We start from the raw sequence: 23,688 nt of genomic DNA, 5'->3' as shown, positions 1-23,688 counted from the left end.
GCGCCGCCCTCCGGGTCTTCGATTGCCTTCGCTAGTGCGAAACGTCGCACAACAACAGCCAAGGCTAAAGCAACGACCGAAGACGGGATTTGACGCCGCCTGCGAAATATCGTCGCCATCCACAGTTCGTGGTCGCGGCTCACGCCGCTCCTACAGAGGCCGATCACCGTTGCCGTTGCCGTTGCCGTTGCCGGATGAGCTTGGCGCAGTACCGAACTCGCGAGAACGCCTGGAGACCCGGAGGGCGGCGCACAGGACGTGCGCCGTTTTCCGATAAGACAAGGATGTCTTATCGGAAAATCCCGGCGCCAGCTGAGTGCTCGCAAGGGAGCTTCGTCAAGGAGAGCCCTTTTCTTTGGTTACCTTTCTTTTAGGCTTAGCAAAAGAAAGTAACCCGGCCGCGTCAGCGGACGGAAGCTTTGCTCTAGCTCTAGCTCTAGCCCTAACTGTAGCCTTGGCTTCACCGCTCTGCGGTAAGAAGCACCGTAACGACAAGCAACGCGGTCGCGGCTTGCGCCGCTCCTACCCTCGCGAAAGCACGCCAACTCGATTCATAACACCGGCGTTGCTCCCTCTGCGCATCCCGCGGTCGCGGCTTGTGAGCGAAGGAAATCCAGTAGGACGCCGCTCCTACCCTTTGGATTCGTCGCCTACCACTATTCGGACTGCGCTATACGCCCGCGCCGCGAACGCTCCAACCACCACGCTCCCGCACTCACGAACAACCAAGCCAGAAACCACGGCCAGGACGAACCCCGTTGAGCCTGCGTCGACGAGGCCGCATTCGCCACCGACGAAGCCGCAGCGGTCGGCGATCGCGTCTGCGCCATCAATAGCAAAGTCGCCTCACGCAGCTCGCCAGCACGCAAGCCCGGCGCCTCATCGCGGCCGCGCACCGCGAAGGGCTGCAAGCGCTCGCCTTGGCGCAACATATGCCAACCCGCGTCGGTCGGCCAAAAGGCGGCGCAGCGTTCGCTACCGCTGGCCGGATCGATCAGCACATCGATGTCATCGCCGTGCGGTGTACGCACCTGCGCCCCAGCGCTCAAGCCGCACAGCGAGACCCGCCGGTCCTGACGCGCCTCGCCATCGATCCGCAGCATCGGCTTCGGCTGGGCCCGCGCCAACGCGCCAAAAGCGGCACTCCACCATTGCCCATGCAGATCGTCGCGACCGGCCAGGGTCAGGCGGAAGCTGTCGCTCAGGGTCCACACACCGAGCCGGCCACGGCCGGCGCTGCGCCAACTGGCGAAAGCCTTGCCGTCCGCACCGCGCAACAGACTGTGCGAACCCGCGCCATCGAGTGTGAGCGCACGTCGATTCAGTACCGGCAACTCCCCCACCGCCTCATCGCGGGCACGCGGCGCGTCGGTCGTGCCCGGGCCGATGCGGGCGCGGGTCGCTTCTTCATCCGCGCTCGATGGCGGCAAGCGCACTTCCACCGAGTCTGCGCCGGCCCCGAGTTCGAAGCCCAGCGCCCGCAGCTGCGTACGCATGCGTGGCGACAAAGGGCCGCCGATGCGCAGCAGCACGCCGAGGCCGTCGCGCATGGCGCCGAGCAAGGCGGCACGCTGCGATTCGCCCAGGCCTTCCCAGACGCGTTCGTCCAGCACGACCAGATCGAAACCGGCCAAGGTCGAGGCGTTCAAGTTCAGCGGCGCATCGCCGAGCCGCAGCCCAGCGCCGGCATCGACCTGGGTATGCAGCTTGATCCCCGCGTCCAAGGCCCAGCGTCGCAGGTACTTCAGTTCCGGATTCGGTGCGCCAGCCAGCACCAGCACTCGCGGCGGCGTATCGGCGACCACCGACAAAGGCAGCTCGATCTCTTCGACGACGTTCTGGCGCGCATCGCGCAAACGCAGCCTGAAATTCATCAAGCCCGGAATGCGTGCGATGGCGCCGACGCGGAAGCCGCCATCCGCCGCCAAGGCGGCGCGGTCGACGCGTTGCAGACCCGGGTCTAGTAATTCCACCACCGCACCGGGCATCGCTGCGACACTTCCGGTCACGCTGAACCCGCCGCCGGCCGCGACTTCGCGCGGCGCCCACAGGCCGCTCAGTCCGCGCGGCAACGGCGTCGGCTGCCATTCGATCGTCAGCCCGCGCGCGGCATCGCGATCGCGCAGCTCCAGGCCGGCGCCGAGCAGGCGCAGCCGTTGGGTGCCGGGATGGCGGCGCAACGCCGTGGCGAGGTCGGGTACGCGTTCGCCGTCGGTCGAAGCCGTGGCTTCGGGCAAGGCGATGCGGGTCTCGCCGGCGATCGTGGCGTCGCTCGCGCTCGCACCGGCCGTCGCCACCACCATGCTGCCGGCGTCGCTGTATACGAGCGGCGGGAACAGCGCGAGATACAGCAACGCCGCCATCAGCGGTTGCGCGATCAGCAACAATGCGAGCCGCCAACCACGCGCACGCATCCCGGCCTCGGCGCGGTATTGCCGCAGGATCAGGCTCGCCATCGCCAGCACGACGGCGAGGCCGAGCAACCCGGCGATCGCGGTTTCGAGGCTGCCTTGCAGGCCGCTGTCGAGATCGATGGCGCCGATCATCGCCGGGCCTCCTGTTGCAAGGCTTCGAAGTAACGCCGGTCGACCGCGTCGCCCTGCCCTCGCCGTTGCACGCTCGCCGGCGGCCGCGTCAGCAGCGGCCACAGCAGTCGCCGCAGCTCAGCGCGACAACGCAGGCATTCGGGTTCGTTGCGCAGGGCATCGAAGGCGGCGGCGAAGGCCAAGGGGTCGGCTACTCGCGACTCGTGCTCGCGCAACCAACGCTGCAGACCGGTGTAATCGATCGGGGTCGGCTTGCTCGCGCGCGTGCTTTGCTCCAGCTCGCGCCACAGCGATTCGAGCAAGGGATCGGCTGCCCTCGCCGCGGCCAGCATCTCGCCGCGTCGCACCAGTCCGGCGCGTTCGCCGCTCAAACGGCGGCTTTCGTCGATCGGCGGCAACTCGGGGCCGACCCGGGCCAGGTAGATGCGCGTGGCCTGCTGCACTTTCTTGATGAAGCCCAACGCCTTGTGCGCATACGGCAGCGCCTGCTGCGGATGGCCCTGGCGCAGATGCAGTTCCGACTGCCACATCTCGTCGAGCGCGGCTTTGAGCAGCTTGCGCGTGTCCGGATCGAGCAAGGTCGCGGCTTCGGCGTGATCGTGGGTATGGCCGAACTGCTCCAGCACCGAGCCTTCCTCGCCGAAGGTAGGCGCCGCCGGCTTCGGCGTATGCGCATGCTCATCGTGTTCGTCCGGCGCGGAGGCATTCGCGCTCTGCCCCTGGCCCTTATCCGCAGCCGTATGCTCGTCGTGCGGTTCGGGTTCGTCGCGGTCGTTGGTCGGCAACTGCGGTGCGCCCTCGGATTCTTCGCCGAGGAACTGGCCGTAGCGCAGGCGCAACAGGCGCTGATCGACGCCGATCGCGTCGGAGCGTTCGATAAACCGCGCTTCGTCGAGTTTGCGCCGCTGCGCGATCAAGGCCTCGGCGTCGATGATGATCTGGCGCTGGCTGCGGAAATACGCCGGCAAGGTGGTCTTGACCATGCCGTCCAGGCCCGTCGCCTCGCTGCCGAGGTCGGCCGGCCAGCGCAGGATCAGGCTCGGGCTCTGCGCCGTCTGCGGCTTCGGCGAGCGATTGTCGTCGACGCTGAGCTGGACGATCAGGTCGTCGCCGCTGGCGAAGCCGAGGCTGGCCAGGTCGAGACGCTGCGCATAACGCTTGGCGGTCGCCGTGCCGGTGCCGCGCAGACTGAGGCGCTGCTCGCGGAAGGTGATGTTCTCGCCACTGCCCTGGGCCAGGGTGATGCGCAACTGTGCATTCGCGGCCAGTCCGTAATCGTCGCTGGCTTCGAACTCCAGCGGCCAGTTGCGCTGCCCCGCGCTCATCAGGCTCAGGCCGCGATCGGGTTCGAGCACGCGCAACTGCGGAACGCGGTCGACGGTGACGTCGAGCCGGTACAGACGGCGCGTCTGCGCATCCGGCGCGCCTGCGGCGACGATGCGATACAAGGCCGGCTTGGCCAGCACGCGCTCGGCGCTCCAGCGCCCGTCGCCCTGGCGTGCGAGCGCCAAGCGCTGGCCGTCGTGGAAGACCAGCTCGGCCGCGCTCGGCTGCGGCTCGAAACGCAGGTTCCAGCGCAAGCGCGCGTTCTCGGGCACGCGCCCTTCGAGGGTGGGTTCGCTGCGCGGCGGCATGTGCGTATACGCCGGTGGATCGATGCGCAGGCCTTGTTCGATCAGCCGTGGCTGTCCGGGCAAGGCGGCGACCTGCGGCGCCGGCGACAAGGCTTCGAGATCGCGCGCGCCGCTCTGCGCACGTGGCCACAGGCCGATCGCGATCAAGCCCAGCAACGCAGCGAGCGCCGACACGAGCAGGCGCCGTGCCGACCACCCCGGGCCCAGCTCGGGACCGTTTGCAGTTTCGATGCGTTCGCGCAGCCGCGCCTGTTGCAAGCGCTGCAAGCCGTTCAAGTCCTCGCCCGATGCGAACAACAGATCGGCGCTGTCGTCCATGTCGCTGCGGGTGGCGTTGAGGCGTCGCGCGAGCCAAGCCTCGTCGAGGCGCCGGGCCTTACTCCAGACGAAAGCGGCGAGCGCCGCGCATAGTACTGCCGCCAGCGACAGTGCAGCCGAAACACCCCACAAGCGCCAGGCCAAGGCCGCGCCGACCACGACCGACGGCAACAGGCACAGGGCCAGATCGAGGGCGCGGCGGGTGCGCGCCGAACGCAGCCGGCCGGCAAGGATCGTCGCCGCGGTCATGGCGTCGCTCCGCGTCGTGCGCGCGTCGCCAGCCAGCGTTCGAGCACGAACACCAATGCGATCAACAGCGCCAACCACAAGCGCAGCTCGCGCGGCGGCAAGGCATAAGACGCGCCTCCAGTCGCCGGTGCATGGTCTTTAGCCGAGACCCAGGAAGGCGCGGGAGCGGTCGGCTCGAACAAGCCGCGCAAGCGTTGCGGGAAACCCGGTTCGAGCAACTCCGGCATGACCTGTGGCGCCAGCGCACGGGTCAAGCGCATCAGCCGGCCGCGACCGAACGCGACGCCCTCGACCAGGACCGCACCGGACGCGTCGCGCCACAACGGCGCAGGCAGCGATGAGGCATCGCGCGGCCATTCGCTGGCCGCATCGAGCAGCACGCGCCCGCCGTTGCGGGCGAACTCGCGCACCTGCGCCGGCACAGCGCCAGGCGCCAACCAGATCAACTCGCGGCTGTCGGCCGGCCAAGCCTCGGTGCTGGGCGCGACCGATTCGGTCGAGCGATCGTCCGCTGTCGGATCGCGCCAGGCGGCGATCGCCGCGCGCAGATACGGCAGCGCCGCTGCGCGATCGGCGGCATAGCGGATCGCCGGCGACGGCGCGGCCATCGCGCTGGCCGGGGTCGCAGCCGGCGTCGTGCCGGGCACGACCCGCCATTCGACCGGCCGCGACAACTGCGGCCGTTGCCCGTCGGTGCCGCCCATGTGCTCGGGCACGAACACGGTCAGCGCCGCAGCCGCCGGCAGGCTGGCATCGAGCTCGCGCAACACACTGGACAGAGGCACCGGCGTAGCGGGTGCGGCAGCATCGAGACGCGGAAAACCCGGCGCGAGCCAGTGCAGGCGCGCATCGGATGCGGCAGCCTGGGCGCGTGCGGCCTGTGCGTCGACGCCGGGTGCGACCACGATCCACGGCCGCGCGCTCTCGGCGCCGAACAACACCGGCCGCGCCAGCCACATTGCGAGCAAGGCCAGCAGCAACAGGCGCAGCAGCAACAGCGGCCATTCGTCGAAGCGGATGCGGTGACGCGGCTTCGGCCGCTGCCGCAACCAGCGCAAGGCGGCGAAATCGGTCGGGCGCTGTTCGCTGCGCCGCGCGAGATGGATCAACAGCGGCAGTAGCAAAGCCGCCAGCGCGGCCAGCGCGGCGGGCAGCAGCAGGCTCAGGTTCACGCCTGCTCCGCCATGTCGCGGGCACCGAACAAGCGTCGCAGCGGCAGATCGAGCGCCTCGTCGAGCACGTACTCGGTGTGGCGGATGCCGCTTGCGGCCAGGCGCGCATCGAGCGCCTTGCGCGCGGCGGCGAATCGCACAAGGAACTCGTCGCGCAAGGCCGCGCCGTCGCCGAGCAACTCTTCGCCGGTTTCCGGGTCGCGGAAGCGGTAACCGCCGCGGAACGGGAAGTCGCGTTCTTCCGCGGTCAAGATGCGAATGCTCAGCACTTCGCGTCGCGCCGACGCGAGCCGTTCGGCGATCGCGACGGCGCCTTCATCGCTGCCGTCGTCGAAACCGTCGCCGATCATCAGCACCAGGTCGCCGGCGGCGATGCGTTCCCACAGCGGCCGCAGCCGTTGCGCGGCCGGCCAGGCGCCCTGCGCCGACAAAGCATGCAGTTCCAGCCACAAGCGGTCGCGTTGGCGCGCACCGGTCGCAGGCGCGACCAGGCGCACACCGTCCTCGCGCAGCGCGATCAAACCGAAGCGGTCGCCCTGACGCAGTGCCAGTTCCGCGACGCAGGCGGCCAGGGCTTTAGCGGCGTCGAGCCTCGACCAATCCGGGCGCGCCGCATCGCACTGGTTCATCGACGCGGTGGCGTCGACCAGCAGCCAGACCGCGAGCGGACTTTCGCGCTCGGCTTCGCGCACGAAGAACCGGTCCGAGCGCGCATACAATTTCCAATCGACTTGGCGCAATTCGTCGCCGGGCTCGTAGGCGCGGTACTGGGCGAATTCGAGCCCCGCGCCGCGGCTGCGGCTGTTGTGCAGGCCGATGCCATGGGTGCCGACTGCGCGCCGCGACAGCAGGCGCAAGCTGCGCAGGCGCGCCCGCACCGACGGTGGAATGAAATCCTTCACGAGGCTCCGGCGCCTGTGCTCAAGCGCTCGGGAACGGTACGCCGCGCAGCAGCGCGGCGATGACGTCGTCGGCGCTCTTGAGCTCGGCCTCGGCGGCGAACGACAGCAGCAGGCGGTGACGCATCACCGGCGCGGCCAGGGCGAGGATGTCCTCGCGGGTCGCCGCATAACGCCCATGCAGCAGCGCCCTCGCCTTCGCCGCCAACACCAGCGACTGGCCCGCACGCGGGCCGGCGCCCCACTTCACCCATTGCCGCACTTCCGGCAAGGCGCTCTCGTCGGGACGGCTGGCGCGCACCAGTCGCGTGATCCAGACCAGCAGGTCGTCGCCCAGATGCACCTCGCGTACCCGCGCTTGCAAAGCGATCATCTCTTCGCCGCCCATCACCCGCGGCACCTCGGCGCTGCGCGTGCCGGTGGTCTGCAACAGAATGTCGTGCTCTTCGCGCTCGCTCGGATAGCCGACGCGGATATGCAGCAGGAAGCGGTCGAGCTGCGCTTCCGGCAAGGGATAAGTGCCTGCCTGTTCGAGCGGGTTCTGGGTCGCCAGGACGAAGAACGGCGCCGGCAGGGCGTGGGTCACGCCGGCATAGCTGACCGTGCGCTCCTGCATCGCTTCGAGCAGCGCGGCCTGGGTCTTCGGCGGCGTGCGGTTGAGTTCGTCGGCCAGCAGCAGATTCGTGAAGATCGGCCCGGGCTGGAAGCGGAAATGGCGATGGCCGGTGCCGTGGTCTTCTTCGAGCAGCTCGGTGCCTAGGATATCGCTGGGCATCAGGTCGGGGGTGAACTGCACGCGCCTGAACTGCAGCTCCAGCGCCTGTCCCAGCGAGCGCACCAGCAGGGTCTTGCCGAGGCCCGGCACGCCTTCGAGCAGGCAGTGGCCGCCAGCCAGCAGGCCGATCAGCAATTGCTCGACCACCTCGTGCTGGCCGACGATCGCCTGGGCGATCGCTTCGCGCAGGGCGCCCAAGCGATCGAGCTGCATTTTCAGTTCGGCTTCGTTGCCGCCGGTTGCCACGTTCGTGTTCATTTCTTTATCCCGAAAGCCAGTGCAGATTCGCTCCGCGTTTTTCAAGCAACAACAGCAACAGCAAATCCCCCGCGTCCGCTGCGCGGTCGCCGCCCCCTTTGTCAAAGGGGGCAACAGCGAGCACGCGCTTCATCGTGTTCGCTTCGCTACTGCCTGCCCTCGATTCCCGATTCCCGATTTCCAAATCCCGAATCTCAAGCCCCCAACGCATACATGACGATATTGACCGCGAACTTGGTGTTGTCCTCGGCCAGGAAGCGTTTGTTGCGCCAGTCGTAGTCCCATTCGCAGCCGTAATCTTTGTTGCTGTACAGCACGCCCAGGCGACCGTCGATCTCGATGCCTTGCAGGTAGTCGTGGACCAGGTCGTCGCCCCAGCCGTTGAGTTCGAAGCCGGTCGCCGGCGGGCCGTCGAAAACGAAGAAGCTGCGGTAGATGGGGTGGTTCTTCGGCAACCGGCGCAAGGCCTTGGCACCGAAGATCCTCGCCATCTGCTCTTCGAAGGACTTCGCGAACAGGCCGTCGATGTCGTGGTTGCAGTCGTCGACGAAGACGAAGCCGCCGTTGCGCACGTAGCGCTCGAAGTTACGGCGCTCGTCGGTGTTGAACTCGACCAGCTTGTGCCCGGCCAGGTAACAGAACGGCGCGCCGAGCATCTTCGGGTCGGCCAAGGCGAGCACGTGCTCTTTCGGGTCGACCCTCAGGTTGGTGTAGTCGATCAAGGAGGTGATCAGGTTGGCCGGCATGCGCTGGTCGACGTCCCAGTCGCCGGAGTCGTACTTGAGCCGGGTGAACCAGAAGTCGTAGTCGGCGCGGGCAGCCCGCGCCAACGGCGAGTGCGCCAACCAGGCGCCGGCAGCGCCGCCGAGCATCAACCGCAGGAACTGCGCCCGGTTCACCGGGCCCTGCCTGCGTCGGTCTGGGTTGCCGCGATGCGGCCTGGAACGACCATGCCCTGCCTCAACCCCATCGGCTACAGCGCACGCGCGGTGTTGATGATGTTGACGCCGTTGAAGCGCGTCGTGCTCGACCCGTGCGAGACCGCCGAGACCTGGCTCGGCTGGCCCTTGCCGTCGAAGAACGAGCCGCCGAGGCGGAAATCGCGCTCGTCGCAGACCGCCACACAGGCGTTCCAGAACTCAGGGGTGCGGATCTGGTAGGCGGCATCCTCGACCATGCCGGTGACCTGGCCGTTCTTGATCTCGTAGAACAACTGACCGCCGAACTGGGCGTTGTAGCGTTGCTGGTCGATCGAATACGAACCGCGGCCGTGCACGTACAGGCCGCGCTCGACGCCCTTGATCATCTCGGCCACGCTCAATGGCTGCTTGCCCGGCTTCAGCGAGACGTTGGCCATGCGCTGGAACTGCACGCTCGACCAGGAATCGGCATAGCTGCAACCGTGCGACTGTTTATGGCCGAGCAGATGCGCCTCGTCGCGGGTGGCCTGGTAGTCGACCAGGATGCCGTCGCGGATCAGGTCCCACTCGCGGGTCTTGACGCCTTCGTCGTCGTAGCCGACCGCGCCGAGGCTGCCGGGACGGGTTTTATCGGCGACGAAGTTGACCCGTTCGCTGCCGTAGCGATAGCCCTGTTCGCGCTTGTCGAGGGTGGCGAAACTGGTGCCGGCGTAATTCGCCTCGTAGCCGAGCACACGGTCGAGTTCGAGCGGGTGGCCGACGTTCTCGTGGATGGTCAGGAACAGGTTCGACGGGTCCAGCACCAGGTCGTACTTGCCCGGCTTCACCGACGGCGCCTTGAGCTTGGCGCGGGCGTGCTTGGCGGCGGCGACCGCGTCCTCCATCACGTCGTAGGAGCGGCCGTAGCCGGTCAGGCCGCCAGGCAACGCGACCTTGCCGGCCGGATCGGCGTCGAGGTATTCGTAGCCCATGCCCATCGGCGCCGACAGGCCGTCGCGGGTGCGGAACTTGCCGCTGGCCTTGTCGACCGCGGTCGCGGTCAGCGGCAGCCAGATGCGGTGGATGTCCTGGTCGATGTAGCTGCCGTCGCTGGACGCGAAATACTTCTGTTCGTTGATTACGAACAAGGTCGAGTTGACGTAGTCGGCGCCGGCCTTGAGCGCGGCGGCGTTGACGCCGAGCAACAGCTCGACTTTTTCCTCGATCGGCACCGCCATCGCGTTCTTGCGCAGCGGCGTGGCCCAGCGCGTTTCGCCGACGCCGGCGACCGGCGCCAGCTCGACCTTGCGCGTCTGTATGCGCGCATTGGCGCGAGCGATGGCCAGCGCCTGGCGTGTGGCGGCAGCGACCGCGTCCGGGGTCGAGGCGTCGGTGGCGGCGAAGCCCCACGCGCCCTGGCTCAGTACGCGGATGCCGACACCGGCGGATTCGCCGTTGACGATGTTGCGGACCTGCGCTTCGCGGGTCACCACCGATTGGCGCAGGTAGCGGCCGATGCGCACGTCGCAATAATCCGCTCCGCCTTCGCGCGCGGCGTTCAAAGCGATGTCGGCCAGGCGCCGCCGACGTGCGAGATCGGCCGGCTCCAGCAAGGCCTCGGCGGCGATCGCGCGGCCGTAGGGAAGCGCGAGGCCGGCCAGGCCCAGGCCGGTGAAACTGAGGAAATCGCGTCGTTGCATCGGGCGGCTCGTGTTCGGCGGATCGACGGAACGCTGGTACAGCGAACCGATGCAGGCGGCGCGCCGGATCGCCGGCCGCGCCGCCGTTCAAAGGTGAATCAGACCGCGTCCGACAACGAGGTGAAGGTGAAATCGCGCAGCTTCATCGGCGGGATCATCATCACGAACGAAGACTCATCGCCGGCCACGCGCACCGGCCGCCCGAGTTCCTCGATGTTGTTGAGCATGATCACCGGCGACTCGTTGAAGCGGAAATTCTTCACCGGGTGCTTGATCACGCCGTTCTCGATGTAGAAGGTGCCGTCGCGGGTCAGGCCGGTCAACAGCACGGTCTGCGGGTCGACCATGCGGATGTACCAGGTGCGGGTGACCAGGATGCCCTTCTGGGTGCCCTTGATCAGCTCGGCGGTGGACTTGTCGCCACCGGCCATGAGCAGGTTGCCGGGCGTGCCGACCGCGCGCTTGCCCTGCTTCTTGGCCCAGAAGCGCGAGTAATCCAGGGCGGCGACCTTGCCGTTCTCGACCACCGACATCTTCTCGCGAGCCAAGCCCTGTGCGTCCCACGGCAGCACCGGAGCCCGCGGGTCCCAGGGGTCGGCGCTGATGTTGACGCGCGGGTCGTAGACCTGCTCGCCGAGCTTGTTGCCGCCGCCCTTCTTCGACAGGAAGCTGCGGCCCTCGTCGGCCTGGCGCGCATCGAAGAAATTCATCATGAACGAGATCAGCCCGGCGGCCGCGGCCGGCTCCAGGATCACCGTGTACTTGCCCGGCTCCAGCGCCTTGGCCTCGGCCGACTCGGTGGCCTTGCGCATGGCGATGCGCACTTCGTTGTCGGCCTTGAACTCGCTGGCGTCCTTGAGATTGCGCCCGACCCAGCCGGAACCGCGGCCGTCGTCGGTGCGCACGGTGCAGGTGTAGTCGAAGTTGGTGGCCTGCTGGTAGCCGAAGTTGCCCTTGCTGTTGGCCACCGCGACGAAGCTCTGGCCGTCTTCGAGGAAGCCAGCGGCGGTGAGCTTGCCTTCGCGGCACGGCGCGATCGAGTCTGCCGCGACCTGCGCGCGGAATTCGGGCGTGATCGCCGCGGTCGAAGCGCTGAAGGTCGGGCTCGGCTTATAGCTCTGCTTGTCGATCGCCGGCATGAACTCCGGGTTTTCCGGCGCCAGCCTGGCCAGGTCTTCGGCGCGGCGGACCACGCGTTCCAGCGCGGCATCGTCGAACTCGTTGATGCTGGCGGTGCCGACGCGGTTGCCGAAGGCCGACTGCACGGCCAGGTTGCTGTTGCTGACGATGCCGCTGGTCGACACGTTGTTGAGAGCGAAACGGATGTTGCCGGCGATCGAACCGGTCAGGGTCGCGGTGCACTCGTCCGCCTTGGACAGCGCCAGGACCTTGTCGAGGATGGCCTTGGCTTCGGCTTCGGTGAAGATGCTCATGGGTGGATTCTCCTGCGCCGGTCAGCCGAGCTTGCGGGCGGTGTTGATGACGTTGACGCCGTTGAAGCGCGCCGTGCTGGAACCGTGCGAGACCGCCGAGACCTGGCCCGGCTGGCCCTTGCCGTCGAAGAACGAGCCGCCGAGGCGGTAGTCGCTTTCGTCGCAGACCGCGGCGCAGGAGTTCCAGAATTCCGGGGTACGGATCTGGTAGGCCACGTCTTCCAGCATGCCGGTGATCTTGCCGTTCTTGATCTCGTAGAACAGCTGGCCGCCGAACTGGGCGTTGTAGCGCTGCTGATCGATCGAGAACGAGCCGTCGCCGACGATGTAGATGCCGTTCTCGACGTCCTTGATCATGTCGGCGACGCTGAGCTTGTTCTTGCCCGGCGCCAGCGACACGTTGGCCATGCGCTGGAACTGCACGCTCGACCAGGAATCGGCGTAGCAGCAGCCGTCGGACTCGCTCTTGCCCAGGATGTGGGCCTGGTCGCGGATGGTCTGGTAGTCGACCAGGATGCCGTCCTTGATCAGGTTCCAGCGCTTGGTCTTGACGCCCTCGTCGTCGAAGCCGACCGCGCCGAGGCTGCCTTGCTGAGTCTTGTCGGCGAACACCGTGACCTGGTCGCTGCCGTACTTGAAACCGCTCTTGACCTTGTCGACGGTGGCGAAACTGGTGCCGGCGAAGTTGGCCTCGTAACCGAGCACCCGGTCGAGCTCGAGCGGATGGCCGATCGATTCGTGGATAGTCAGCCAGGTGTGCGAAGGGTCCAGCACCAGGTCGTACTTGCCCGGCTTGACCGACGGCGCGGTGAGCTTCTGCCGCGCCTGCTTGGCGGCGGCGACCGCGTCTTCGAGCATGTCGTAGGAGTTGCTGTAGTTGACCACGCCGTTCGGCGAGACGGTCTTGCCCGAAGCGGCGCCGTCGAGGTACTCGAAGCCCATGCCCATCGGCGAGGACAGGCCTTCGCGGGTGCGGAATTTGCCGCTGGCCTTGTCGATCGCGGTGATCGTCATCGGCGCCCAGATGCGGTGCACGTCCTGGTCGATGTAGGAGCCGTCGGTCGAAGCGAAGTATTTCTGTTCGTTGACCAGGAACAGCATCGAGTTGACGAAGTCGGCGCCGGCCTTGACCGCGGCGGCGTTGACGCCGAGCAACAGGTCGACCTTGTCCTTGATCGGCACTTCCATGGCGTTCTTGCGGATCGGCGTCTTCCACGCCACCTCGCCGACGCCCGGGGTCTTGGCCAACACCACCGGCTGGGTCTGGGTCTTGGAGTTCGCACGCGCGATGGCAGCGGCCTGCTGCGCCGCCTCGGCCACGCTCTTGGCGTTCAACTGATTGGTCGCGGCGAAGCCCCAGGCGCCGTTGACCAGCACGCGAATGCCGATGCCGGTCGACTCGGTGTTGACCACGTTCTGGACCTTGTCCTCGCGGGTGATGACGAACTGGCGCAGATAACGGCCGATGCGTACATCGCAGTAAGTTGCGCCGGCGCCTTTCGCCGCGGTCAGCGCGGTGTCGGCAAGCACTTTTTTCTTGGCCACATCCAGCGGCGTCAACAGGGCTTCGGCGGCGATCGCGCTGCCGTAGGGAATCATCAGCCCGGCGATGCCGAGCCCCGACATGGTCAGGAAGTTGCGTCTATCCACGAGATTGTTCCGCCGTTGTGGGCCCGATCGGCAGTGCTGGTTGCCGCCGCAAGGCATGGATGAAAGTCACCTCTCGGAATGTGCGCAGTGCCTGCGCGGGCAGTCAAGTGCCGGGAGACAGTGACTCGCGATGCCGCCGTTGCGCCGATCGGGGTTGCCGATACGAGACGCCAGGCGCAGCGATTCATCTTATTTCGCGGTATTTCGCCTCCCTTGCCGCCCGCCACCTGGGTGTTCTCGCGACTGCGCGAGGCGACTTTGCTGCGGCGCACCTGGGCCAACAGTCATGCATGACTTTGGTCATGCCCGCGCGCCACGGACCGGATCGGCAAAGTCGGAGGCCGCGTCATTCGTTCGCGAAGGCCCCAAAGCGCACGCCATCCGGCCCCGCCGTCACGGAACCGCGACCGCCCCGCCGCCCCGCGCTATGGGCGCTGCCGCGCCCACGCGTTAAGCTTGGCGCATGCACAGATTCCGGCACTGGATCGACGGCCAGGCGCGCGATGCGGCCGGCAGTCGTTGGCTCGATGTCCACGACCCCGCCAATGCGCAAGCGTATGCGCAGGTCGCGGCCGGCGACGCCGCCGATGTCGAGCTCGCAGTCGCCGCGGCGCAGGCCGCGTTCCCGGCCTGGTCGGCCCTGCCCCACAGCGAACGTGCGCGCTGGCTGGAAGCCCTCGCCAGCGCGTTGGAAACGCGCCTGGAGGACTTCGCCCAAGCCGAGTCGCGCGACGCCGGCAAGCCGATCCGGCTCGCCCGCGAAGCCGAGATCCCGCGTGCAGTCTCCAACCTGCGCTTCTTCGCCCACGCCGCGACCCAGTTCGCCAGCGAATCCCACCACGGCCAGGCCGGGCTCAACTACACCTTGCGCGCGCCGCTCGGCGTGGTCGCGACGATCTCGCCGTGGAACCTGCCGCTGTACCTGTTCACCTGGAAGATCGCCCCGGCGCTCGCGGCCGGCAACACCGTGGTCGCCAAGCCTTCCGAAGTGACCCCGGCCACGGCCAGCATGCTCGGCGAGCTGGCCGCCGAAATCGGCTTCCCGCACGGCGTGCTCAACATCGTCCACGGCCTCGGCCCCGAGGTCGGAGAAAGCCTGGTCCGGCACCCGGCGGTGCGCGCGATCTCGTTCACCGGCAGCACCGCGGTCGGCCAGCGCATCGCCGGCATCGCCGCGCCGCTGTTGCGCAAAGTCTCGCTGGAGCTAGGCGGCAAGAACCCGACCCTGGTGTTCGCCGACAGCGACTGGCGCGCGCACCTCGACACCCTGGTGCGCTCTGCGTTCCAGAATTCGGGGCAGATCTGCCTGTGCGGCTCGCGTTTGCTGATCGAGCGCTCGATCTACGACGAAGTCCGCGACGCCCTGGTCGAACGCGCGCAGGCGCTGAAGATCGGCGAACCCGCCGACGAAAGCACCACGCTCGGCCCGCTGGTGTCGCAGGCGCACTACGACAAGGTCTTGGCCGCGCTCGAACGCGCGCGCGGCGAAGGCGGCCGCGTGCTGTGCGGCGGCCATGCCCTGGACCGGCCCGGGTGGTACGTGGCGCCGACCGTGATCGAAGGCCTCGGCCCGGATTGCGCCAGCAACCGCGAAGAGATCTTCGGCCCGGTCGTGACGCTTCAGGCTTTCGACGACGACGCACAGGCGCTGGCACTGGCCAATGCCGGCGACTACGGCCTGTCGGCGTCGGTCTGGACCCGCGACCTCGCCCGCGCCCATCGCCTCGCCGCGCAATTGCGCGTCGGCATGGTCTGGGTCAACACCTGGCTGCAACGCGACCTGCGCACGCCGTTCGGCGGCGTCGGCGCGTCCGGCCTCGGCCGCGAAGGCGGCGCCGAGGCCATGCGTTTCTTCACCGACGCCAAGAACGTCGGCCTTCACCTGGGATGACCGTTGTATGACCCCGTTGCACGACCTGCTTGAACGAAACCGCGAATGGTCCGAGCGCATCAGCGCCGAGGACCCGGAGTTCTTCGCCCGCCTCTCGCGCCAACAGGCGCCCGAGTACCTCTGGATCGGCTGCTCGGATTCGCGCGTGCCGGCCAACCAGATCATCGACATGGCCCCGGGCGAGGTCTTCGTCCATCGCAACATCGCCAACGTCGTGGTCCATACCGACCTCAACTGCCTGTCGGTGATCCAGTTCGCGGTCGACGTGCTCAAGGTCAAGCACATCCTCGTGGTCGGCCACTACGGCTGCGGCGGCGTGCATGCGGCGTTGCACGGCCACCGCCTCGGTCTGGCCGACAACTGGATCCGTCACGTCGGCGACGTCGCCGACAAGCACGTGGCCTGCATCTCGCACGCCCATGCCGAAGAGCGCCACGACCGTTTGTGCGAGCTCAACGTGATCGAGCAGGTGCAGAACGTCAGCCTGACCACCATCGTCCGCGATGCCTGGGCGCGCAAGCAGCCGCTCGCCGTGCACGGTTGGGTCTACAGCCTGCGCAACGGCCGTGTCCACGACACCGGCATGAACATCGACAGCTTCGAGGCCCTGCAGGACACCTACGAACGCGCCGTCGCCACGGTGCACTCGACCCACGGCGGTTCGCCGCGATGAGCGGCGGCGGCATCAGCGCCGCCAAGGCGCCGCGGCCGGTCGGCCTGTACCCGCATGCGCGCCGGGTCGGCGACCTGCTGTTCCTGTCCGGGATCGGCCCGCGCGATGCCGCCAGCAACGCCATCCCCGGCAACGTCCACGACGCCGAAGGCCGCCTGATCGCCTACGACATCGAGCTGCAATGCCGCTCGGTGTTCGCCAATGTCCGCGCCGTGCTCGAAGCCAGCGGCGCCGGCTGGGACGACCTGGTCGACGTGACCGTATACCTGACCGACATGGCCCGCGATTTCACCGCCTATAACGCGGTCTGGGCCGAGTATTTCCCCGAGCTCGAACGGGCGCCGTGCCGGACCACGCTCGGCATCACCGCGCTGCCGACGCCGATCGCCATCGAACTCAAATGCATCGCCGCCTTCGCCCCGCAGCGAAACGGCGCACCGCCCGAGGGTAAGTGAATGCTTCCTGGACCGATCAACCTCAACCAATGGATCGACGAACACCGGCACCTGCTGAAGCCGCCGGTCGGCAACAAGGTGATCCACCTCGGCGACTTCATCGTCATGGTGGTCGGCGGCCCTAACCAGCGCACCGACTATCACTGGGACGAAGGCCCCGAGTGGTTTTATCAGCTCGAAGGCGAGATGGTCCTGCGCATCCAGGAGGATGGGGCCGTGCGCGACATCCCGATCCGCGCCGGCGAGACCTTCCTGCTGCCGCCGCGCGTGCCGCATTCGCCGCAGCGCATGCCCGATTCGGTCGGCCTGGTCATCGAACGCAAGCGCCTGGCCCACGAAGACGACGGCCTGATGTGGTACTGCGAGCGCTGCAACCACAAGCTCTACGAAGAATTCTTCCACCTGCACGACATCGAGGCCGACTTTCCGCCGGTGTTCGAGCGTTTCTATTCCTCGCGCGAACATCGGACCTGCATGGACTGCGGCCATCTGAACCCGGCGCCGGGCCGCTACGTGATGCCCGACACCTGAGGCGACGATGCTAAAGATCGACACCCACGCTCATTATCTGCCGCGCGACTGGCCCGACCTGGCGCGCAAGTACGGCGACGAGCGCTTTCCGGTGATCCACCACACCGACGACGGCCGCCATCGCATCTACAAGGACGGCAAGTTCTTCCGCGAGATCTGGTCGAAGACCTGGGACCCGCAGGAGCGCATCGACGACTACGCGCGCTTCGGCGTGCAGGTGCAGGTCATCAGCACCGTGCCGGTGATGTTCAGCTACTGGGCCAAGGCCAACCAGGCCCTCGACCTGCACCAGGCGCTCAACGATCATATGGCGCAGGCTTGCCGCGACTACCCGCGCCACTACGCCGGCATCGGCACGGTGCCGCTGCAGTCGCCGCGCCTGGCGGTGCAGGAACTCGAACGCTGCATGGACCAGCTCGGCCTGCAGGGCTGCCAGATCGGCAGCCACGTCAACGACTGGAACCTCGACGCACCGGAGTTGTTCGAGTTCTTCGAGGCCGCCAGCGACCTCGGCGCGGCGATCCTGGTGCACCCCTGGGACATGATGGGCACGCCGAGCATGCCGAAATACTGGCTGCCGTGGCTGGTCGGCATGCCGGCTGAGCAATCGCGCGCAGCCTGCTGCCTGGTGTTCGGCGGCGTGCTCGAACGCCTGCCGAAGTTGAAGATCTGTCTGGCCCATGGCGGCGGCAGTTTCCCCTACACCATCGGCCGCATCGAACACGGCTTCAACATGCGCCCCGACCTGGTCGCGACCGACAATCCGCGCAACCCCCGCGATTACCTCAACCAGTTTTACTTCGACTCCTGGGTCGCCGACCCGCGCGCGCTCGAATACTTGCTCGACACCTGCGGCGTGTCGCGGGTGATGCTCGGCACCGACTACCCGTTCCCGCTTGGCGAACAGACGCCCGGTGCCGGCATCGCCTCGCTCGACCTGCCGCCGGCCGACCAGGCGCGGCTGTATCACGGCACCGCGCTGGAATGGCTGGGGCTGTCGAAATCGCGCTTCGAGTGAGTGCCGGGCGAATCCTGCCCTTGCCCCCTCGTCACTCATCTCTCATCACCGCTCCACGTTGCCAGGCCTTTCCCGTGACCGATCTGTCGTCCCCCGCCCATGCCGCCGCGCTCGACGCCGCCGACCCGCTGCCGACCCTGCGCGGCGAATTCCTGATTCCCCGCCACGGCGACGAGGAGCAGGCCTATTTCGTCGGCAATTCGCTCGGCCTGCAGCCACGCGGCGCACGCGCGCACGTCGTGGAGGTGCTGGACAAGTGGGCGATGGAAGCGGTCGAAGGCCACTTCACCGGTCAGGCGCAGTGGATGCCGTATCACGAACTGGTGCGAGACCCGCTCGCGCGCCTGGTCGGCGCCCACCCGGGCGAAGTGATCGCGATGAATTCGCTGACCGCCAACCTGCACCTGATGATGGTCAGCTTCTACCGGCCGACCCGCGAGCGCCCGGCGATCCTGATCGAAGCCGGTTCGTTTCCGTCCGACCGCTATGCCGTGGCTTCGCAGATCGCCTTCCACGGTTTCGACCCGGCCACCGACCTCATCGAGGTCGAGCCCGACGAACCCGGCGGGCTGATCTCGATGGCGACGATCGAACGCGCCATCGCCGAGCACGGCCCGCGCCTGGCCCTGGTGCTGTGGCCCGGCGTGCAATACCGCAGCGGCCAGGCCTTCGACCTGCCGGCGATCGTGCGCCTGGCGCATGCGCAGGGCGCGCTGTGCGGCTTCGACCTCGCCCACGGCGTCGGCAACCTCGAACTGCAGTTGCACGACAGCGGCGTGGATTTCGCGGTGTGGTGCCACTACAAGTACCTGAACTCCGGCCCCGGTGCGGTCGCCGGCTGTTTCGTCCACGCACACCACGCCCGCACCGACCGACCGCGCTTCGCCGGCTGGTGGGGCCACGAAACCTCGACCCGTTTCCGCATGGGGCCGGACTTCGTCCCGACCGCGGGCGCCGAGGGATGGCAGCTCAGCAACCCGCCGATCCTGGGCCTCGCTCCGTTGCGCGCATCGTTGGACCTGTTCGACCGGGTCGGCATGCCCGCTCTGCGCGAAAAGTCGCAGCGCCTGACCGGCTATCTGGAAGCGCTGATCCGCGAACGCCTCGCCGATACGCTCGATATCGTCACTCCCGCCGACCCGGCGCAACGCGGTTGTCAGCTGTCGTTGCGAGTGATCGGCGGCCGCGGCCTCAGCGGCCGCGCCGCCGGCCGCGACCTGTTCGACTATCTCGCCGCCAACGGCGTGCTCGGCGATTGGCGCGAGCCCGACGTGATCCGGATCTCGCCGGCGCCCTTGTACAACACTCACGCCGACGTGCTGCGCTTTGCGCGGGCGGTGGAAGCCTGGAGGGGCGCTTGATTCTGCATTCGCCCCACCTGGATCCGCTCAGGTCTGGCGAACCCTCCTACCGTCAATCCCGCGAAGGCGGGCTCTGCTTTTCTTCGGCGCTAGCCGAATATCCAGAGTGAGGTTGAAGTGTCCAGGTCGCCCGCCGTGTACCTCCTTGCAAGCGCGAAACGCGGCACCTTGTATACCGGCGTTACGAGCGACCTGATCCAACGCGTATGGCAACATCGCGAGCACCTGGCACAAGGCTTCACCGAACGCTATGGCGTCGATCGACTGGTTTGGTACGAACAGCACGAGACCATGGAAAGCGCCATTCAACGCGAGAAGAAAATAAAGAAATGGAACCGCGAATGGAAGATCCGACTGATCGAAGAGAACAATCCGGAATGGCGCGACTTATGGCAGGACATCGCGAGTACCGGCTGAAGCCTCTGGATTCCCGCCTTCGCGGGAATGACGGTATGAAGATCCACGGCTCCCTGCCCCTCCTCGCGCGACTCGCCATAGGACTCGCCGCTTGAACGCAACCATATACCCCAAGCACATCACCATCATCGGCGCCGGCCTCGCCGGCGCGCTGCTCGCCACCTTACTGGCGCGGCGCGGCTGGGAGGTCGATGTCTACGAGAAGCGCGGCGATCCGCGCCTCAAGGGCTATCAGGGCGGGCGCTCGATCAACCTCGCCCTGGCCGAACGCGGCCGCCATGCGCTGCGCCTGGCCGGGGCCGACGACGCGGTCATGGCGCAGGCGGTGATGATGCGCGGGCGCATGGTGCATTTCCTCGACGGCCGCACCGACCTGCAGCGCTACGGGCGCGACGACAGCGAAGTGATCTGGTCGGTGCACCGCGGCGAGTTGAACCTGATCCTGCTGCAGATCGCCGAAGACGCCGGCGCCCAGTTGCACTTCCATCGCGGCCTGCAATCGGTCGATTTCGAGCGCCGCCTGGCGGTGTTCCACGACGACCGCGACGGCAGCGCGCACGAGATCGTGTTCGACAGCCTGGTCGGCGCCGACGGCGCCGGCTCGGCCCTGCGCGGGGCGATGAAGCAGGCGGTGGAATTGGGCGAACGCACCGAATTCCTCGGTCATTCTTACAAAGAACTGGAGATCCCGCCGTCGCCCGACGGCGGTTTCAGCATCGAGCCGAACGCCCTGCACATCTGGCCGCGCGGCCGCTACATGTGCATCGCCCTGCCGAACGACGAACGCACCTTCACCGTCACCCTGTTCCTGCCCAACGAAGGCGACCCGAGCTTCGAAACCGTGCGCAACGGCGCCGATGCGCGCGCCTTGTTCGAGCGCGACTTCGCCGACGCGGTGCCCTTGATCCCGCAACTCGAACAAGACTTCGAGCGCAACCCGGCCGGCCTGCTCGCCACCTTGTACCTGGACCGCTGGCACCTGGACGACCGCGCCGTGCTGCTCGGCGACGCCGCCCACGCGATGGTGCCCTTCCACGGCCAGGGCATGAACTGCGCCTTCGAGGACTGTGTCGCCCTGGCCGAGCGCCTGCTCGCCGACGACGACCGCGCCGCCGCCTTCGCCGCGTTCCAGGCCGAGCGCCTGCCGAGCGCGCGCGCGATCCAGGCCATGGCGCTGGAAAACTATCTGGAAATGCGCGACCGCGTCGACAACGACGACTACCTGCTGCAACGCGCCCTCGAACACGAACTCGCCGAACGCCATCCCGAGCGCTTCATGCCGCGCTACGCGATGGTGACCTTCCACCGCATGCCTTACGAAGTGGCCTATGCCCGCGGCCTGCAGCAACGCGAACTGTTGGTCGAACTGACCCGCGGCCACGACAGCCTGGCCAGCCTCGATTGGCCGGCGGTCGACGCGCTGGTGCGCGAGCGCTTGTCGCCCCTGCCCGCGGACGAGTGATCCCATGCCCGCCAGTTTTCTGTTCTATGACCTCGAAACCTTCGGCGCCGACCCGCGCACGACCCGCATCGCCCAGTTCGCGGCGATCCGCACCGACGCCGACCTGAACCCGGTCGACGAGCCGATCAGCGTCTTCGTCAAACCCGCCGACGACTTGTTGCCTTCGCCGGTGGCGACCCTGATCACCGGGATCGCGCCGCAGGACGCCCTGCGCGACGGCGTCAGCGAGGCCGAGATCTTCGCCCTGATCTCCGACGAAATGTCGCGACCGGAGACCTGCAGCGCCGGCTACAACTCGCTGCGCTTCGACGACGAGTTCGTCCGCTACGGCCTGTTCCGCAATTTCTACGACCCTTACGAACGCGAATGGCGCGGCGGCAACACGCGCTGGGACCTGCTCGACGTGATGCGCCTCGCCCACGCGCTGCGCCCCGAGGGCGTGGTCTGGCCGCAGCGCGAAGACGGCACCACCTCGTTCAAGCTCGAACACCTGGCCGAAGCCAATGGCGTGCGCGAGGGCGATGCTCACGAAGCGCTGTCGGACGTACGCGCCCTGATCGGCATCGCGCGCAAGTTCAAGACCGCGCAGCCGAAACTGTGGGAATACGCCCTGCGCCTGCGCGACAAGCGCTTCGCCGCGACCTTGCTCGACACCATCGCGATGACCCCGGCCCTGCACGTCTCGCAGCGCTATCCGGCCAGTCGCCTGTGCGCGGCGCCGGTGATCCCGCTGGCGCGGCATCCGCGCATCGACAACCGCGTGCTGGTGTTCGACCTGATACAGGACCCGGCGGCGCTGTTGCGGCTGGCACCGGACGAGATCGCCGACCGCCTGTACACCCCGACCGCCGATCTGCCCGAAGGCGAGGAACGCGTCGCGCTCAAGGAAGTGCATCTGAACCGCTGCCCGGCGCTGATCGCCTGGAACCACCTGCGCCCGGCCGATTTCGAGCGCCTGAGCATCGACCCGGCCCAGGTCGAGTACCGCGCCGCGCAGATCCGCGAAGCCGGTCCGGAGCTGGTCGAGAAAGTCCGCCGTGTTTACGCCAACGACCGTGCCCGCGAACCTTCCGACGTCGACGCCTCGCTCTACGACGCCTTCATCGGCGACGGCGACAAGCGCCTGTTCCGCCAGGTCCGCACCACCCCGCCGCCGGCGCTGGCCCAGGCGGCTTTCGATTTCCGCGACGCGCGCCTGCCCGAACTGCTGTTCCGTTATCGCGCCCGCAACTGGCCGCAGACCCTGGACGCGCATGAGCGCGAACGCTGGGACGACTACCGCCGCCACCGTTTGTACGACGAGGCCGGCCTGTCCGAGTACAGCTTCGAGCGTTTCCACGCCGAACTCGCCCAGACCCGCGCACTCGCCGGTGCCGACGGCGGCAAACAGGCCTTGCTCGATCGCCTCGAAGCCTGGGCCCGCGACATCGACGCCGGCCTCAAGCCGGCCCTGTGATACTGACCGTCCCCCGCTACGAGCAAGCCGAAGAGCCCGCCGCATGAGCCGCTATTTTTCCGAAGCCAGCTTCAAGTTCCTGCGTTCGCTGGCGCGTCACAACAACCGCGAATGGTTCCATGCCCACAAGCCCGATTTCGAGAGCCATGTGCGCGAACCCTTCCTGCGCCTGCTGACCGACCTGCAGCCGGTCCTGGCCGAAGTCAGCCCGCATTACCGCTCCGAGCCCAAGAACGTCGGCGGGTCCTTGTTCCGCATCCAGCGCGACACCCGTTTCGCCAACGACAAGGCGCCGTACAAGACCCACCAGGGCGCGCGCCTGTTCCACGAGCGCGGCCGCCAGATCGAAGCGCCGTCGTTCTACATCCACCTGGAAGGCGGCAACTGCTTCATCGCCTCCGGCGTGTGGCACCCGCAGCCCGATTCGCTGCGCAAGATCCGTCACTTCGTGCTCGACAACCCGGGCAGTTGGAAGGCCGCTGCGCACGACGCGAAGTTCCGCAAGCGCTACGACCTCGACGACAGCGAAATGCTGACCCGCGCTCCGCGCGGTTTTCCCGCCGACTTCGAATTCGCCGACGACCTGAGGCGCAAGAATTTCGTCGCCTTGCGGGCCATCGACGACGAGACCATGACCGGGCCGCGGTTGTTGAAGACCTTGGAGAAGGATCTGGCCGGGTTGGCGCCATTCACCGATTACCTGTGCGCGGCGTTGGATCTTGAGTTCTGAGCCTCAAATCCGATCGTCAGTTGCCGTTGCCGTTGCCGTGATTTTGATCTGCTTTGCCGCTTTGCCGCTTTGCCGGTCAAGTGGAGACCCGGAGGGCGCCGCACAGGACGTGCGGCGTTTTTCGATAGGACAAGGATGTCCTATCGAAAAATCCCGGCGAC

At 67.5% G+C, this 23,688-nt stretch carries 20 protein-coding genes; 10 read left to right on the top strand and 10 right to left on the bottom strand.

What is annotated here, in order from left to right:
• Positions 1–656: 656 nt before the first annotated feature.
• The 10 genes from ACTJJK_RS05720 to ACTJJK_RS05675 all read right to left on the bottom strand — a co-directional run bounded on the left by ACTJJK_RS05720 (position 657) and on the right by ACTJJK_RS05675 (position 13,533).
• On the bottom strand, positions 657–2,546 hold the full coding sequence (locus ACTJJK_RS05720; protein WP_440729725.1) for a carboxypeptidase regulatory-like domain-containing protein: 1,890 nt from the start codon (positions 2,544–2,546) through the stop codon (positions 657–659).
• On the bottom strand, positions 2,543–4,747 hold the full coding sequence (locus tag ACTJJK_RS05715) for a hypothetical protein (protein ID WP_440729724.1): 2,205 nt from the start codon (positions 4,745–4,747) through the stop codon (positions 2,543–2,545). The genes ACTJJK_RS05720 and ACTJJK_RS05715 overlap by 4 nt, the downstream gene beginning before the upstream one ends.
• Positions 4,744–5,919 carry a BatA domain-containing protein gene (locus ACTJJK_RS05710; RefSeq protein ID WP_031373386.1) on the bottom strand — a complete coding sequence of 392 codons (1,176 nt, stop codon included), beginning with the start codon at positions 5,917–5,919 and terminating at the stop codon, positions 4,744–4,746. Before ACTJJK_RS05710 ends, ACTJJK_RS05715 begins: the two co-directional genes overlap by 4 nt.
• On the bottom strand, positions 5,916–6,821 hold the full coding sequence (locus ACTJJK_RS05705) for a DUF58 domain-containing protein (RefSeq protein WP_031373387.1): 906 nt from the start codon (positions 6,819–6,821) through the stop codon (positions 5,916–5,918). Before ACTJJK_RS05705 ends, ACTJJK_RS05710 begins: the two co-directional genes overlap by 4 nt.
• A gap of 19 nt (positions 6,822–6,840) precedes the next feature.
• The gene (locus ACTJJK_RS05700) at positions 6,841–7,851 is read right to left on the bottom strand and encodes an AAA family ATPase (protein WP_440729723.1); all 1,011 of its coding nucleotides are present in this window, start codon (positions 7,849–7,851) and stop codon (positions 6,841–6,843) included.
• 4 nt (positions 7,852–7,855) lie between these two features.
• Positions 7,856–7,984, bottom strand: coding sequence for a hypothetical protein (locus tag ACTJJK_RS05695; RefSeq protein ID WP_255610992.1), 129 nt, complete (start codon positions 7,982–7,984; stop codon positions 7,856–7,858).
• A gap of 61 nt (positions 7,985–8,045) precedes the next feature.
• On the bottom strand, positions 8,046–8,723 hold the full coding sequence (locus tag ACTJJK_RS05690; RefSeq protein WP_223621132.1) for a DUF4159 domain-containing protein: 678 nt from the start codon (positions 8,721–8,723) through the stop codon (positions 8,046–8,048).
• Positions 8,724–8,824: 101 nt separating this feature from the next.
• Entirely contained in the window at positions 8,825–10,450 is a 1,626-nt protein-coding gene (locus ACTJJK_RS05685) for a TldD/PmbA family protein (RefSeq protein WP_440729722.1), read from the bottom strand.
• A gap of 98 nt (positions 10,451–10,548) precedes the next feature.
• Positions 10,549–11,883, bottom strand: coding sequence for a TldD/PmbA family protein (locus tag ACTJJK_RS05680; RefSeq protein ID WP_031373391.1), 1,335 nt, complete (start codon positions 11,881–11,883; stop codon positions 10,549–10,551).
• Between the two features lie 21 nt (positions 11,884–11,904).
• Positions 11,905–13,533, bottom strand: coding sequence for a TldD/PmbA family protein (locus ACTJJK_RS05675; protein WP_440729721.1), 1,629 nt, complete (start codon positions 13,531–13,533; stop codon positions 11,905–11,907).
• A 463-nt stretch (positions 13,534–13,996) separates the two neighbouring features.
• On the opposite strand from ACTJJK_RS05675, the gene ACTJJK_RS05670 reads away from it, so the two are divergent.
• The 10 genes from ACTJJK_RS05670 to ACTJJK_RS05625 all read left to right on the top strand — a co-directional run bounded on the left by ACTJJK_RS05670 (position 13,997) and on the right by ACTJJK_RS05625 (position 23,527).
• Positions 13,997–15,424: an aldehyde dehydrogenase gene (locus tag ACTJJK_RS05670; RefSeq protein WP_440729720.1), complete on the top strand. Its 1,428-nt coding sequence runs from the start codon at positions 13,997–13,999 to the stop codon at positions 15,422–15,424.
• A gap of 7 nt (positions 15,425–15,431) precedes the next feature.
• Positions 15,432–16,097, top strand: a complete 666-nt coding sequence (can, locus tag ACTJJK_RS05665) for a carbonate dehydratase (protein ID WP_223621067.1) — start codon at positions 15,432–15,434, stop codon at positions 16,095–16,097.
• Positions 16,094–16,552, top strand: coding sequence for a RidA family protein (locus tag ACTJJK_RS05660; RefSeq protein WP_223621068.1), 459 nt, complete (start codon positions 16,094–16,096; stop codon positions 16,550–16,552). Before can ends, ACTJJK_RS05660 begins: the two co-directional genes overlap by 4 nt.
• Positions 16,553–17,083 carry a 3-hydroxyanthranilate 3,4-dioxygenase gene (locus ACTJJK_RS05655; RefSeq protein WP_408953651.1) on the top strand — a complete coding sequence of 177 codons (531 nt, stop codon included), beginning with the start codon at positions 16,553–16,555 and terminating at the stop codon, positions 17,081–17,083.
• 7 nt (positions 17,084–17,090) lie between these two features.
• The gene (locus tag ACTJJK_RS05650) at positions 17,091–18,101 is read left to right on the top strand and encodes an amidohydrolase family protein (protein WP_031373397.1); all 1,011 of its coding nucleotides are present in this window, start codon (positions 17,091–17,093) and stop codon (positions 18,099–18,101) included.
• A gap of 74 nt (positions 18,102–18,175) precedes the next feature.
• A complete protein-coding gene (kynU, locus tag ACTJJK_RS05645; protein ID WP_440729719.1) occupies positions 18,176–19,462 on the top strand; it encodes a kynureninase in 1,287 nt (428 codons plus the stop codon).
• 135 nt (positions 19,463–19,597) lie between these two features.
• Positions 19,598–19,879, top strand: a complete 282-nt coding sequence (locus ACTJJK_RS05640; RefSeq protein ID WP_235186335.1) for a GIY-YIG nuclease family protein — start codon at positions 19,598–19,600, stop codon at positions 19,877–19,879.
• 91 nt (positions 19,880–19,970) lie between these two features.
• Complete coding sequence (locus tag ACTJJK_RS05635) at positions 19,971–21,341, top strand: FAD-dependent oxidoreductase (RefSeq protein WP_440729718.1); 1,371 nt, start codon at positions 19,971–19,973, stop codon at positions 21,339–21,341.
• A 4-nt stretch (positions 21,342–21,345) separates the two neighbouring features.
• Positions 21,346–22,797: an exodeoxyribonuclease I gene (gene sbcB, locus ACTJJK_RS05630; protein WP_440729717.1), complete on the top strand. Its 1,452-nt coding sequence runs from the start codon at positions 21,346–21,348 to the stop codon at positions 22,795–22,797.
• A gap of 43 nt (positions 22,798–22,840) precedes the next feature.
• A complete protein-coding gene (locus tag ACTJJK_RS05625) occupies positions 22,841–23,527 on the top strand; it encodes a DUF2461 domain-containing protein (protein ID WP_031373402.1) in 687 nt (228 codons plus the stop codon).
• The last annotated feature ends 161 nt before the right edge of the window (positions 23,528–23,688 follow it).

The organism is Lysobacter sp. 22409, from assembly GCF_052045105.1.
Classification (GTDB): domain Bacteria; phylum Pseudomonadota; class Gammaproteobacteria; order Xanthomonadales; family Xanthomonadaceae; genus Lysobacter; species Lysobacter antibioticus_B.
This window is presented reverse-complemented; position numbering and strand designations above follow the sequence as displayed.

What these genes read in the sequence shown, in the direction of transcription:
- ACTJJK_RS05720 (WP_440729725.1), bottom strand. Translation starts at nt 2,546, where the DNA reads ATGATCGGCGCCATCGATCTCGACAGCGGCCTGCAAGGCAGCCTCGAA.
- ACTJJK_RS05715 (WP_440729724.1), bottom strand. Translation starts at nt 4,747, where the DNA reads ATGACCGCGGCGACGATCCTTGCCGGCCGGCTGCGTTCGGCGCGCACC.
- ACTJJK_RS05700 (WP_440729723.1), bottom strand. Translation starts at nt 7,851, where the DNA reads ATGAACACGAACGTGGCAACCGGCGGCAACGAAGCCGAACTGAAAATG.
- ACTJJK_RS05695 (WP_255610992.1), bottom strand. Translation starts at nt 7,984, where the DNA reads ATGAAGCGCGTGCTCGCTGTTGCCCCCTTTGACAAAGGGGGCGGCGAC.
- ACTJJK_RS05690 (WP_223621132.1), bottom strand. Translation starts at nt 8,723, where the DNA reads ATGCTCGGCGGCGCTGCCGGCGCCTGGTTGGCGCACTCGCCGTTGGCG.
- ACTJJK_RS05685 (WP_440729722.1), bottom strand. Translation starts at nt 10,450, where the DNA reads ATGCAACGACGCGATTTCCTCAGTTTCACCGGCCTGGGCCTGGCCGGC.
- ACTJJK_RS05680 (WP_031373391.1), bottom strand. Translation starts at nt 11,883, where the DNA reads ATGAGCATCTTCACCGAAGCCGAAGCCAAGGCCATCCTCGACAAGGTC.
- ACTJJK_RS05670 (WP_440729720.1), top strand. Translation starts at nt 13,997, where the DNA reads ATGCACAGATTCCGGCACTGGATCGACGGCCAGGCGCGCGATGCGGCC.
- can (WP_223621067.1), top strand. Translation starts at nt 15,432, where the DNA reads ATGACCCCGTTGCACGACCTGCTTGAACGAAACCGCGAATGGTCCGAG.
- ACTJJK_RS05660 (WP_223621068.1), top strand. Translation starts at nt 16,094, where the DNA reads ATGAGCGGCGGCGGCATCAGCGCCGCCAAGGCGCCGCGGCCGGTCGGC.
- ACTJJK_RS05655 (WP_408953651.1), top strand. Translation starts at nt 16,553, where the DNA reads ATGCTTCCTGGACCGATCAACCTCAACCAATGGATCGACGAACACCGG.
- ACTJJK_RS05650 (WP_031373397.1), top strand. Translation starts at nt 17,091, where the DNA reads ATGCTAAAGATCGACACCCACGCTCATTATCTGCCGCGCGACTGGCCC.
- sbcB (WP_440729717.1), top strand. Translation starts at nt 21,346, where the DNA reads ATGCCCGCCAGTTTTCTGTTCTATGACCTCGAAACCTTCGGCGCCGAC.
- ACTJJK_RS05625 (WP_031373402.1), top strand. Translation starts at nt 22,841, where the DNA reads ATGAGCCGCTATTTTTCCGAAGCCAGCTTCAAGTTCCTGCGTTCGCTG.